Origin of the sequence: Nitrosomonas sp., from assembly GCF_019752415.1 — a bacterium.
GTDB lineage: Bacteria > Pseudomonadota > Gammaproteobacteria > Burkholderiales > Nitrosomonadaceae > Nitrosomonas.
This window is the reverse complement of sequence record NZ_JAIEME010000015.1, coordinates 65,310-78,206: the sequence shown is the minus strand read 5'-3', so window position 1 is coordinate 78,206 and position 12,897 is coordinate 65,310. Positions and strand designations below refer to the sequence as shown.

10 protein-coding genes are annotated in these 12,897 nt (G+C 45.5%); 6 read left to right on the top strand and 4 right to left on the bottom strand.

The window, feature by feature from the left end:
- Positions 1 to 233: 233 nt before the first annotated feature.
- The 6 genes from K2P83_RS03660 (at position 234) to K2P83_RS03635 (ending at position 8,742) form a co-directional block, all read left to right on the top strand.
- The gene (locus K2P83_RS03660) at positions 234 to 2,204 is read left to right on the top strand and encodes a TonB-dependent receptor (RefSeq protein ID WP_292926523.1); all 1,971 of its coding nucleotides are present in this window, start codon (positions 234 to 236) and stop codon (positions 2,202 to 2,204) included.
- Positions 2,205 to 2,795, top strand: coding sequence for a YfiR family protein (locus K2P83_RS03655; RefSeq protein WP_292926522.1), 591 nt, complete (start codon positions 2,205 to 2,207; stop codon positions 2,793 to 2,795). It begins immediately after the preceding gene.
- Between the two features lie 176 nt (positions 2,796 to 2,971).
- Positions 2,972 to 4,879: a TonB-dependent receptor gene (locus tag K2P83_RS03650; RefSeq protein ID WP_292926521.1), complete on the top strand. Its 1,908-nt coding sequence runs from the start codon at positions 2,972 to 2,974 to the stop codon at positions 4,877 to 4,879.
- The gene (locus K2P83_RS03645; protein ID WP_292926520.1) at positions 4,867 to 6,984 is read left to right on the top strand and encodes a TonB-dependent receptor; all 2,118 of its coding nucleotides are present in this window, start codon (positions 4,867 to 4,869) and stop codon (positions 6,982 to 6,984) included. Before K2P83_RS03650 ends, K2P83_RS03645 begins: the two co-directional genes overlap by 13 nt.
- A 57-nt stretch (positions 6,985 to 7,041) precedes the next feature.
- Positions 7,042 to 7,575: a YfiR family protein gene (locus K2P83_RS03640; protein ID WP_292926519.1), complete on the top strand. Its 534-nt coding sequence runs from the start codon at positions 7,042 to 7,044 to the stop codon at positions 7,573 to 7,575.
- A gap of 285 nt (positions 7,576 to 7,860) precedes the next feature.
- Positions 7,861 to 8,742 carry a hypothetical protein gene (locus tag K2P83_RS03635; protein WP_292926518.1) on the top strand — a complete coding sequence of 294 codons (882 nt, stop codon included), beginning with the start codon at positions 7,861 to 7,863 and terminating at the stop codon, positions 8,740 to 8,742.
- A gap of 50 nt (positions 8,743 to 8,792) precedes the next feature.
- On the opposite strand, the gene K2P83_RS03630 is transcribed toward K2P83_RS03635, so the two are convergent.
- From K2P83_RS03630 to K2P83_RS03615, 4 genes are all read right to left on the bottom strand, one after another.
- Positions 8,793 to 10,439 carry a tetratricopeptide repeat protein gene (locus tag K2P83_RS03630; protein ID WP_292926517.1) on the bottom strand — a complete coding sequence of 549 codons (1,647 nt, stop codon included), beginning with the start codon at positions 10,437 to 10,439 and terminating at the stop codon, positions 8,793 to 8,795.
- Positions 10,440 to 10,461: 22 nt separating this feature from the next.
- Positions 10,462 to 11,187 carry a HAMP domain-containing sensor histidine kinase gene (locus K2P83_RS03625; protein WP_292926516.1) on the bottom strand — a complete coding sequence of 242 codons (726 nt, stop codon included), beginning with the start codon at positions 11,185 to 11,187 and terminating at the stop codon, positions 10,462 to 10,464.
- Positions 11,188 to 11,279: 92 nt separating this feature from the next.
- Positions 11,280 to 12,059 (bottom strand): putative DNA-binding domain-containing protein, encoded by a 780-nt coding sequence (locus K2P83_RS03620; RefSeq protein ID WP_292926515.1) that lies wholly within the window; start codon positions 12,057 to 12,059, stop codon positions 11,280 to 11,282.
- Positions 12,037 to 12,894, bottom strand: coding sequence for a DUF692 domain-containing protein (locus tag K2P83_RS03615; protein WP_292926514.1), 858 nt, complete (start codon positions 12,892 to 12,894; stop codon positions 12,037 to 12,039). The genes K2P83_RS03620 and K2P83_RS03615 overlap by 23 nt, the downstream gene beginning before the upstream one ends.
- Positions 12,895 to 12,897: the final 3 nt, after the last annotated feature.

The following is a 12,897-nucleotide window of genomic DNA, read 5'->3' as shown; positions in this document are numbered from 1 at the left end:
TATCTGAATCCGCCCTAATCGAAGTTTTAAGGAACTTGCTTACAGATTATAATGGCGAATTCTGACAAATAAACAATACCCGTGCTAACCAAGCAAAAGCCTGATTGGCGCTCCCAGACAATGAATTACTTGCGACCTGAATGGCCAGCCCCGCAACACTGTTGAATTTAAAATCCTTAATCTTCGTTATTTTCTGCTGCTTTGCAAATCATGCCATTGCTGAAAATAAAGTGATGACTGGAAATAAATCGATTGAGAATCAGTTTCTAGATCTCAGCATCGAAGAACTGATGAAAGTTGAAGTCACGTCCGCATCAAGGCGCACACAGAAGCTCTCTGAAGTCCCTTCTGCCATTTTCGTCATCACACAAGATGATATCCGCCGCTCTGGCGCAACCAGCATCCCGGAGGCTTTACGTATGGCTCCCGGTGTTGAAGTCGCACGGATCGGCACGGATAAATGGGCAATCAGCATACGGGGTTTCAACGGACGATTCGCCGACAAGCTGCAGGTCCTGATGGATGGCCGGAGTGTTTACAATCCGCTCTTCGCCGGCGTGCAGTGGGAGCAACAAGACACCTTGATGGAAGATATCGAACGTATCGAAGTGATACGTGGCCCCAATGCAGCCGTATGGGGCGCAAATGCGGTGAATGGCATTATCAACATTATCACCAAGAGAGCTGCTGATACTCAAGGCACTTTGCTTTCAGCAGGTGGCGGCAGTTTTGAACAGGGATTTTTTGGTGCGCGCCATGGTGGAAAAATCAATGACGACACTTTCTACCGTTTTTATGCCAAGGGATTCACCAGAGATCAGATGAAAACCACCATCGGAGAAAATGCCAATGATGCTTGGCACAACGCCAGAGGGGGATTCAGACTGGATCACACGCGCGGAATTGATCTGTTTACAATTCAGGGCGATATTTTCCACAACTCGTATGGCGATAGATTGGATAAATCCCAACTCAGCGCACCCGTCATCCAAGCTGAAGCATCCAGAGGACATAATGAAGGGGGGAATATCCGCTTGCGCTGGGATCGGACTATCTCTGAGCGATCGGCAATCATGCTGCAAACTTATTATGATCGCGTCGATTATAAATTATTAACCAGCTCAATCTTTAAAGCCGAAAGTTTTGATATTGATTTTCAACATCGCTTTCCGCTTTTTGACAAGCACGATTTGACCTGGGGAGCCAATTACCGCTTATATCATAATAAAGTTTCGGATACCGAACTCATCTCATTTAGTCTGCGTCTGCAAACCAATCAACTTCTGAGCGCATTTATTCGAGATGAAATCACGTTGATACCCGAGCATTTGCGGTTTACCCTGGGCTCACGGTTTGATCACAACGACTTTACCGGCATGGAAATTCAGCCTAACGCACGCTTGATGTGGACACCCGATACCAAAAATTCGATCTGGATGTCAGCCTCACGTGCCGTACGCACACCTTCCCGGGCGGAAAATGATATCCAGTTGAATGCTCGGACACTAAGTACTGCCCCCGGATTATCAGCATTGTTACCTTTCCCGATTCTTGCACAATTAAACGGCGCATCGAATTTTAATTCTGAGAAATTATTGGCTTACGAGTTGGGATATCGCCATCAGTTTTCTCCGCAAGCATCGGTTGATATTGCGGCTTTCTATAATGATTATAGTCAATTACGCGATCTATCCGCCGGAATTCCATCTTTTCATGCCAACTTCCCGCCTCACCTGATATTACCCGTAGGACTAACCAACAAGGCCTCCGGTTATACGCAAGGGGTCGAAACATCCGTCGATTGGCGGCCCTACGAAAGATGGCGTCTGCAAGGGAACTACAGCTTTATCGACATGCATATTCACTCTGATTCGGCGCTCAAGAACCTGGATCCAACGACAGGCAGCGCCAACAAGGTGAGTCCGCAACATCAAGTCTCATTGCGCTCACACTATGATGTATCGGAAAAATTGCAATTCAATCTCTGGCTGCGCTATGTCAGTAAAGTAGATTTCTACCATATTCCAGACTACGTCACCATGGATACCCGGCTGTCATTCAAACCAGTAAAGAATCTCGAACTGTTCCTGGTTGGCCAGAATCTGTTTAGCCAAAATCACAGAGAGTTTGTATCTGATTTTCTGCCTTCAATTCCCACGACCATACCGCGTGGTGTTTATGCGGGGGCGGAATGGCGTTTCTAAATGAGATTCTTGGACATGCACTTATTTAATCGACTACTCAAGCGCTCAAATACATTCGCGAAACGAAGTTTGTATCACTTTTTATTCGCCTTGTATCTGGGGCTTTGTCTGCCGGCTTCTCATCCGGTGGCGATGGCTGACAGTATGGTTGAATACCAGGTCAAAGCAGCCTTTATTTATAACTTTATTGCTTTCACGCACTGGCCCGACAGTACCGGCCAGACGATTAATCTGTGTGTTTATGGGGAAGATTATTTCGACCAGGAAATCGACAAACTACAAAACAGATCAATTAATAATCGTCATATCAAAGTAGTGCGCATTACTAACCCTGACAAATTAAAAGCGTGCCAGGCAATCTTCTTCTCTAAATCAGTGAGCGCCCAGTTATCAAGTATTTTAAGCGATCTACAGAATGAACCCATCCTCACACTGGCTGATAGCCCAAATGCTACTGCACAGGGTATTGCAATCAATATGAGCCTAGTCAATGAGAAAATTGTTTTTGAAATTAATTTGACCAAAGCACGCGCTTCAGGACTCGATATCAGTTCAAAATTACTGCAACTCGCTGTTAAAGTTCACCAATAGAAACGGTATTATTACCTATGATCTCTTTCTATCGCCTACCAATCCTATTGAATCTGAAGTTCTTCATCTTCATTTTTGTATGCAGCCTTACAAATTTCTCGGTTGCCGGAAATAAATCTACGATTGGAAGTAAGTCAATAGATAATCAGTTTATCGATCTGAGCATTGAAGAGCTGATGAACATCAAAGTAACGACAGCATCCCGGCGCTCACAGAAACTCTCCGAAGTCCCCTCTGCCATTTTCGTAATTACACAAGACGATATTCGCCGCTCTGGCGCAACCAGCATCCCGGAAGCCTTACGTATGGCACCCGGTGTTGAAGTCGCACGGATAGGTACCGACAAATGGGCAGTCAGTATCCGGGGTTTCAACAGCCGTTTTTCCAATAAGTTGCAGGTCATGATCGATGGCCGGAGTATTTACAATCCACTTTTTTCTGGTGTGCAGTGGGAGCTGGAAGATACGCTGATGGAAGATATCGAGCGCATCGAAGTGATCCGCGGCCCCAATGCGGCCGTATGGGGCGCCAATGCAGTCAATGGCGTCATCAATATTATCACCAAGAAAGCTGCCGATACACAAGGCACCTTACTGTCAGCAGGTGGCGGTAGTTTTGAGCAGGGTTTTGTAGGTGCGCGCTACGGTGGAAAAATTAATAATGAAACTCCTTTCCGGGTTTACGCAAAAGGATTCACCAGAGATCACATGAACACAACCTCGGGAAAAAGTGCCAATGATGATTGGCACAACGCCAGGGGAGGATTCCGCTTGGATCACTCGCGCGGCATTGATCAGTTCACATGGCAAGGTGATATTTTTTACAACTCAATCGGCAATGCAGCGGGGCAACCGTTGAGTCCGGTAATAACCTTGCCGGGCACTTCAAGAGGACATAGCGAAGGCGGGAATATACGCTTCCGCTGGGATCGAACGTATTCCGAGAAATCCGCCATCATGCTGCAAACTTATTATGATCGCGTAGATTATCGTTTACTGCCAGTGACTATCTATAAAACTGAGAGTTTTGACATTGATTTCCAACATCGTTTCCCTCTGTTCGAAAAACACGACCTGACTTGGGGACTCAATTATCGCTTGTATCACAACAAGGTATCCGATGCAGAACTCATCTCATTCAATCCTCGCCAGCAAACAAACCAGCTTGCAAGTGCGTTTATCCGCGATGAGATCACTCTGATACCTGAGCATCTGCGACTGAATCTCGGTACGCGCTTGGATCACAATGACTTTAGTGGCTTGGAAATTCAACCCAATGCACGGTTGATGTGGACGCCCGATACACAGAACTCAGTTTGGGTAGCAGTCTCACGGGCCGTACGCACACCTTCCCGCTCTGAAAATGATATGTTACTGAATGTAAGAACAGTAAACGCAATTCCTGGAACATCCATCTTGCCACTCCCAATTCTGGCACAGGCAATGGGATCATCAAACTTTACTTCCGAGAAAATGTTGGCATATGAGCTGGGATACCGCCATCAGTTTTCTCCGCACGCATCGGTTGATATGGCCACTTTCTATAATGATTATAGTCAACTGCGCAGCTTCTCCCCTGGATTTCCACTTTTTCAGCCAGGTCTTCCACCGCACTTCACATTACCCATAGGATTTAATAATAATGCTTCTGGACAAACTTACGGTGCTGAAATATCGGCTGACTGGAAACCCCATGAAAAATGGCGCCTTCAGGGCAATTACAGCTATCTTCATATGCGGACGCAGACAAATGCTGCAATCGCACAGCCTGATCCAGGATCAGGTGCTGCAGACAGAGTCAATCCGCAGCATCAAGTTTCATTGCGTTCAAATTACGATTTCTCAGACAGGATACAATTTAATCTCTGGTTACGTTATGTCAGCAAGGTCGATCTCTATCACATCCCTGGTTACGTGACGCTGGATACCAAATTTGTGTATAGACCCAAAAAGAATATTGAGCTATTTCTTGTCGGGCAGAATTTGCTGAGTCAGAATCATCGCGAGTTTGTAACTGATTTTATTCCCTCGCTTCCTACACACATACCCCGTGGTGTTTACGCGGGGGCTGAGTGGCGCTTCTAGGCGAGAAAAATGAAAATATTTTTCCACTGACTAAACTGGTGTTTATTCGCTTGGTATTGGAATATAACTGGTTAAAAACTTTGATCTGGAAACTCTTGCTACTTGTTATCTTTGGTCATTTGACAAATTCCGCAGTTGCTGGAAATAAAGCTGTTGATAATCAGTTTATGAGTCTAAGTATCGAAGAGCTGATGAACATCAAAGTCACCACAGTTTCCAGAAATCCGCAGAAGCTCACCCAAGTCGCATCCGCCGTTTTTGTGATTACCCAAGATGACATTCGCCGTTCTGGCGCGACAAGTATTCCCGATGCCTTGCGAATGGCGCCTGGGGTACAAGTGGAACGTGTCGGTACAGACAAATGGGCTGTCAGTATCCGTGGTTTTAATGGAGTCTATGACAATAAACTGCAAGTACTGATGGATGGCCGTAGCGTGTATTCCCCAATATTCTCAGGTGTTCTATGGGAACAAATTGATACGCTGATGGAAGATATCGAGCGCATCGAGGTGATTCGCGGGCCTGCTGCAGTATCTTGGGGATCCAATGCAGTTAATGGTGTCATCAACATTATCACCAAGAAAGCTGCCGATACCCAAGGAACACTCCTCACAGCCGGGGGCGGTAGTTTTGAGCAGGGCTTTGTAGGCGCACGCTACGGCGGGAAAATCAATGAAGAAACGCCTTTCCGTATCTACGCCAAAGGATTTTCACGAGACCACATGCAATCATTATCCGGCGGAAATGCTAACGATCAATGGCATTCGGCCAGAGGGGGATTCCGCGTGGACCATAACCGCGGCATTGATCAATTTACCTTGCAGGGCGATATTTTCGCCAATTTTGATGGAAGCGCCCTCGATAAAAGCGGCCTCAGTCTATCGCCTACCTCAACAAGTGCGATGCGCGGACATAACGAAGGGGGGAATATACGCTTTCGCTGGGATCGAACTTTCTCTGAAAACACTTCATTCATGCTGCAGGCATACTATGACCGCAATCGATCGCAATTATTGCCAGTTGGAAAATTTGATGCCGAGAGCTTTGACGTCGATATGCAATACCGTTTTCCACTATTCGAGCGGCATAATATCACTTGGGGAGCCAATTACCGGCTCTATCACAACAAAATTTTCGACACCAGTTTAGTCACATTTTCCCCTCGTGAGCGAACGAATCATTTGATCGGCACTTTCATCCGCGATGACATCACGCTGATACCGGATCGCTTGTTGTTCTCGGTAGGCAGTCGATTCGAACATAACGATTTCACTGGAATGGAAATACAACCCAATGCACGCCTGATGTGGACGCCGAATACTGAGAATTCAGTCTGGATGGCCGTATCCCGTGCCGTGAGAACACCTTCTCGCGCTGAAATCGATAGCCTGATTAATCTCACACCACAATTTCAAGCTTTTCCTGGATTATCTGCCTTACCTTTTCCAATCGCAGCATCATTACAAGGTGGCAATCACTTCAATTCAGAAAAATTGATCGCTTACGAACTGGGATACCGGCACCAGTTCTCTTCGCAAGCTTCCATTGATGTGGCGGGTTTTGTCAATGACTACAGTCAAATGCGCGATACAAGCTTGGGTGCATTATCGCTCAGCACAGGATTACCGAGACAATTTCTATTTCCTGTTATCGCTAATAATCAAGGAGCTGCACTAACCTATGGGGTTGAAACATCGATTGATTGGAAACCGAGAGATAACTGGCGCCTGCAAGGAAGTTACAGTTTTCTCAACATAGACTTCTCCTCTAATAGTGCTTTTAGAAAAACTGACCCGACTGCAGGCGCCGCAGACAAAGCAAACCCGCAACATCAATTATCGGTTCGTTCCAACTATGATTTTTCTGAAAGATTGCAGCTCAATCTTTGGTTACGCTATACCAGTGCTATCTCGCTTTACAATGTTCCGAGCTATGTCACGATGGATGCAAAGCTGGCATACAAACCAACAAAAAATACGGAGTTGTTCGTTGTCGGTCAAAATTTGTTTAGCCAAAATCACAGAGAGTCTGTATCCGACTTTATTCCCTTAGTACCCGTGTTCATTCCACGTGGGATTTACGCAGGCGCGCAGTGGCGCTTCTAGTGAGAATACATGGGCATGCACTTATTTAATCGACTGTTCAGGCACTCAAAAAAATTCGTGAAACGAAGTTTCTATCACTTTCTATTCGCCTGGTATCTGGGTTTCTGCCTGCCGGTTTCTCACTCGGTGGCGATGGCTGACAGCATGATTGAATACCAAGTCAAAGCAGCGTTTATTTATAACTTTATTGCATTCACCCACTGGCCCGACAGTACCGGTCAGACAATTAATCTGTGTATTTATGGGGAAGATTATTTCGGCCAGGAAATCGATAAACTACAAAACAGATCGGTAAATAATCGCCACATCAAAGTCATGCGTATTGCTGACTTTGATCAATTAAAAGTGTGCCAGGTGATCTTCTTCTCTAAATCAGTTAGTGGCCAGTTATCCAGAATCTTGAATGATCTACAGAATGAACCCATCCTGACACTGGCTGATAGCCAGAATGCTGCCGCACAAGGTGTTGCAATCAATATGAGTTTAATCAATGAAAAAATAGTTTTTGAAATTAATTTGGCCAAAGTACGTGCTTCAGGGCTCGATATCAGCTCAAAATTGCTGCAACTGGCTGTCAAAGTGCATCAATAAAAATATGCCCTTCTGGATAAAACCCGATTCAGATGACATCTCAATAGTGCCAGTGGATTCTCATGCAATACGTACAGACAAATAAATCCACCAAGAAGATCCATTTTGGTGCTTTTCTATGATGTTCAGTTGCCTTGTATTCGTTGAAATACATACTTTACACCAGCTAATTCCTGATCTAGATTCAATACATAAAATGCAATAATGTCTCCATGATTTTTAAAATATATGGAACATTCCATTACTTAAACATTCAACTCATTTAATCAATCGAGGCGCTTCAATATGAAACAGCACATAAAACAGTTACTTTTATCGGCTTGCACATTCTTTCTGTTCTGCAATACGCATTCTGCTCTCGCGGATACTGCAAGTGATACCGAAACATTGCTCAACTGGGCTGAGAAGACTTACCCAACGATCTTCCCGAGCCATCAGGCCACGCAAAATATCGAGCCCTGGCTATTCCGGTATTATCCAGAGTTCGGCATTTATGCCGGTGTAAACAAAAACGATAATAGCGTTTATGTGCTGGGAGGGCCTTGGGGAGATAATCCGACAGTGATTGACACGCTTGCAAGTTTAATCAACGAAATTAATAATTCTGGTGGAAGTGGCGGCATCGCTGCTTGCGATACCGCTAATGTCTTCGCCGGTGTGACTTATAGCCAGAGCGGCAATGTCGTAACGGTCACTACAAATGGCCACTGTGTCGCCGCCCCTGACCTGATCAACACCAATCTTTGTCAAGTACCGCAACAAACGACGGCAAGCGGTATCTCCTTGCTTAGCAGCAATACGATTACTGCATCAAGCATAGCAGGTATATCAACCAGCATTCCAGGATTACCCAATCCGTTTCAAGCTATTGTTGATGCAGCAGCAAACGTTAAACACTGCACGATGAATGCACCGGCTGAGACTGCCAACTTGGTTGTCAATTCTGATCTTTGTCTCGATATTACAACAGCCATAACCGGAGCAATAGGGTCTCTACCGATTGATGGCATAGTGATAACACCCCCGGTGAATTATTTCACTAAAGGCACCTATACAAGTCAGAGCGTACCCGATTGCTTTGAGACGGATGCCACGACGATTAGTGATGTCTTGACAGGAGAAGTTTGGATTAACCAAGGTGGCGGCTTTGTTAAGGTGGGCAGTTAAGCTCGTTTGCACTGAAAGCTTTTCTTCTGGAGAAAAGCTTTCGTTATAGATCATGCTGATGCGGAGAACTCATTCAGTGAAGCCATCAAGCGGATAAAACGCGGCTCGCCGGGTGATAATTCGTTTGCAGCGAGAAGACTGCTACGCGCTTCTTGAATCAGCTCTGCCGTTGGTCCTTTTTTTTGAATATACGTAATAATTACGTAGGCTAAGTTGAGTAACACACGCATGTTTGCCGGCATTGCTGCGTAAGCATCCCGCATGGCGTTGACTGCCTCTTCATACTGCCCCTTACTGACGAGCAATACACCACGATTCATAATCAGCATGGCTTCCTGGCGTAACGTCTCAATCAATTTACTGCCTTCTTCGCCCATGCCAGCTTGATCAAATATTTCCGCGACATCTTGAAGTAAGGCAGCATTCTCTGGATTATTCTTAATCTCTCGCTGCAATAATTTGATGGCTTTGTCCTTATCGTCCGTAACCATCAGCAAGCGGGCTATTTCCAGTGATCCCTCACTGTCTGGATGAATAGCATCCTGGTCTATCAACTGGATGATCTCAGCGGCGATCTGTTTAGTCTTCTCGGCATTATCGCTTTGATGATAAATCATTCCCTCCACTGCCAACACTTTTAGGCGCATTTCATCCGTAGCGAAGTTCTTATTGAGCTGACCCAGTACTTTAATTGCTTCATCAGGTTTTTTATTGACACTACATACTTTAGCAAGGCCAAAATAGGCGTCTGCTGTTTTGAGTACGGAATCCTCCCCTAACGATACGCTCTTGCGGAAAGCCCGTTCAGCATTCTCCAGTTTGCCGATTTTCATTGCCACGGCGCCAAGATTCTTCTGTCGTAATACCGAGTTTGGCGATAACTTTACTGCACGTTCCAGTACATTGTTTGCTGCTTCGAGATCGCCCATAGCTTGCAATGTATGCGCGAGTAAATCGTGCGCTTCAAGAAATGCAGGATTTGTTTCAGCAGTTTCCTCGAGCAATATTTTAGCTGCTTCAAAATCATTTTTCTTTAACAGAATTTTAGCTACCGCCGCTTTCGCCCAGGGCAGATCGCGCTCAGCCAAAATTTTTTCCAATACGGTTTTGGCATGATCATATTCACCAGTAATCAATAACAAATCACACTTAGTCCGAAGCAGATCAGCCGCATTCGCCTTATCGGAAGTTAAACGTCGATCGCACAGATTCATGGCCTTAGAATAATCCAGCTGCTTCATCGCTTGGTGAATCTCAGCAAATGCTTTCTTTTTTCCCCAAATTTTGGCTAAGCGCAAACGCAAATTCATTTCGGTAACCGGTTTCAGCAAATAGGCATCAGGTTGATATTCTGCGGCACCTGTCACTGCTTCCGGAGATTTTTCTGCAGAGATCATGATCCACAGACAGGAAGACCCAACAAGCGACAGATGCTTGGCTTCCTCAAGTACTTGTTGTCCGTTCTTCCCGGATCCTAAATCGAGATCGCACAGCACGATGTCAAACTGAGTTTTCTTGATTAAAGAAATGGCTTCGCTTCCGCTTGCCGCCATGGATATTTTCTTCACATCAGCGCCACAGCTACGCAAGATATCGCGAAAAATGCTGCGCATTTCTTGATAATCGTCGATTATCAGCACAGTCGTGTCTGTGAAATCCATATCTGCTGTTAAAGCATTAAACTCACTAGTATTCATGATTTCAATAAATGACCATTCATTATGGAAGGCGTAACACAAAACAAGCGCCGCTGAGTGAGCCGCCATTCTCCAGCTTTAGTTCGCCTAAGCAACCTTGATTGTGATGCATACGTGCCACCATCGCCGAAAAATAGAAACCTAACCCTGTGCTACCGCCCTGAAAATCAACGCCGCGCGCGCAATCATCACTTTCCTGTAGAATTTGGCTCGAATAGCCATTCCCGTTGTCTTCAATCCGCAACACCAGTTTTCCTTCATTCTCTTCGGCGATTATATGGATACGGTCACGCGTGTAACGCATAGCATTATTTAACGCATTACCAATTACGCCACTGATTAAGTCTTCATCGAAATACCAGTAAAGTCCGTGATCAACACGAACCTCCAGATTAATCGCACGAAATCTAAGTAACTCCCTATATTGCGCGACCATCACATGCAAAAACTCATCCAGGCAAATGGATTGTAGATCAAAGGGATAAATTTTCTGACCCAGCTTATAGAGTGTCAGCAATTGAATCAGGTTGTTGTTAATACGTTTTGCTTCATGATTCATCTGCATCAATTCCGCATGCGTAGAAAGTTGGGTTGCTTCAGCTGACGCAAGCGCTTTTTCCAGACCACCAATCAACATACTCACTGAATTCTTCATATCATGTACGGAAGAAACCAGAAAGTTTGTCATGTTGTGCACAGAGGGGATACTGCCGACGCTATTTTCCTTCATGTCAGACGTCCGTGTCATTTGATTTTCCGCACAAGGTATGCGCCTTCATCATTTACCAATGGCAGTCTAACGGCATAACACCTTGAAGCTGTAACGCTATTTCTTGATCGTCAAGTTCTATCCCCAAAGATCACTTGACGCTTCCTGAGATCGTTCAATATTTCTATACCGCCCTGGATAACGATATTGGGTTGCGGGTGATTCAGTTCTGCGGCCATTTGTTGCAACAAAACTCGCCCGGATTGGTTGTTATCCTCCAGGATCAGCTGCATTAGCCGCGCAGTCACTGGATTGATCTCGATAAAATGCACATCAAAATTGGCATCGCGATAAACGATCAAGTGCGTTTGCATTTCACCGGCTTCCTTAGGCTGGAAAGCCGGACTAATCTTATGAACGGGGAAACGATAACTCAGTGACCAGGCAAGGGGAGAAATAATAGGTATCCCATCCAGCAGATCGCCCTGCGTATCTATTTTTGCTTCGTCAACTTTCTCATCTGATAAAGAAAGTGCTAACTCAACCCACTCATAATGAGCAAGCTCCAACATGAAAGGCGGGTCATCAGCACGCGGATTGCGCTCCTGTTCCAGATATTTTATAAACTCGCGCGGCATCTCCGAAAACAAAGGGGTATGCGACAGGTGGTTAGAAAAATAATCCCGGATCATGGCGTGCCAGCGTTCATCCGGTGTAATTTGACGTAATACCGGATAAGTATTGGCCATGAAATCTTCCACGTTGTTATAGAAAAGTTCGCGGTAGATTTTCATACGCCGCTTTTCGATCGCTTCAGGGCAAGGATTTTTTTCCGGGTTCCGGATATGTGCCGCAAACGCATATTGCTGCCGCACAAAATCAGGACGATCAGCCGTGTTGTAGGTGACCACTGCTTCGATCTAGCCCTTTTGACTGCAATGCACGAATGATGTCTACTTCTCCCAGCAACTCAGCGAGCGGTGGAAGATTAAAATCACGCTCCAGCAACGTGGGAAAGACGCCAAAATGTTGATAGGCCTTTTCGAGTAATTGCCAGACTGGATCAATGACATCCGCGCCGTGTGTATCCACAATCAGATCTTCTGCTTCTTGGTAATGTCCGGCAACATGAATATAACGAATGCGTTCGGCGGGCAGTTGCCGGAGAAATGTTTCGGCATCGTATCGATGGTTGATGCTGTTCACATAAATATTATTGACGTCTAATAGCAAATCACAGTCTGCTTCCTGCAACACGGCTTGAATAAAATCAATTTCTTCCATTTTCTTACCAGGTGCCGCATAGTAGGAAACATTTTCCATTGCAATGCGTTGTTCCAGGATATCCTGGACAAGCCGGATACGATCTGCGACATAATGCACCGCTTCTTCCGTAAAGGGGATTGGAAGCAAGTCGTACAGATGACCGTCGTCACTGCAATAACTCAGGTGTTCACTGTAATACCGGATGTGGTGCGCTTTCAGGAAACGCTTCAGCCGTTGTAGAAAGGCTTCATCCAATGGCGACGGTCCGCCGATTGAAAGTGATAATCCATGACAGATAAAAGGAAATTTCTCAGTCAGCTCACAAAAAATTTTTCCGTAGCGGCCCCCCACACCAATCCAGTTCTCCGGTGCAACTTCCAAGAAATCAACCGGATGCGTGGCTTGATCCGCAATCGAACTCATTAACGAGCGCCGCAGACCAAGACCAGCGCCATGAACAGGATAATGGTTACTGCTCATGGA

What these genes read in the sequence shown, in the direction of transcription:
- K2P83_RS03660 (WP_292926523.1), top strand. Translation starts at nt 234, where the DNA reads ATGACTGGAAATAAATCGATTGAGAATCAGTTTCTAGATCTCAGCATC.
- K2P83_RS03655 (WP_292926522.1), top strand. Translation starts at nt 2,205, where the DNA reads ATGAGATTCTTGGACATGCACTTATTTAATCGACTACTCAAGCGCTCA.
- K2P83_RS03650 (WP_292926521.1), top strand. Translation starts at nt 2,972, where the DNA reads ATGAACATCAAAGTAACGACAGCATCCCGGCGCTCACAGAAACTCTCC.
- K2P83_RS03635 (WP_292926518.1), top strand. Translation starts at nt 7,861, where the DNA reads ATGAAACAGCACATAAAACAGTTACTTTTATCGGCTTGCACATTCTTT.
- K2P83_RS03630 (WP_292926517.1), bottom strand. Translation starts at nt 10,439, where the DNA reads ATGAATACTAGTGAGTTTAATGCTTTAACAGCAGATATGGATTTCACA.
- K2P83_RS03625 (WP_292926516.1), bottom strand. Translation starts at nt 11,187, where the DNA reads ATGACACGGACGTCTGACATGAAGGAAAATAGCGTCGGCAGTATCCCC.
- K2P83_RS03615 (WP_292926514.1), bottom strand. Translation starts at nt 12,894, where the DNA reads ATGAGCAGTAACCATTATCCTGTTCATGGCGCTGGTCTTGGTCTGCGG.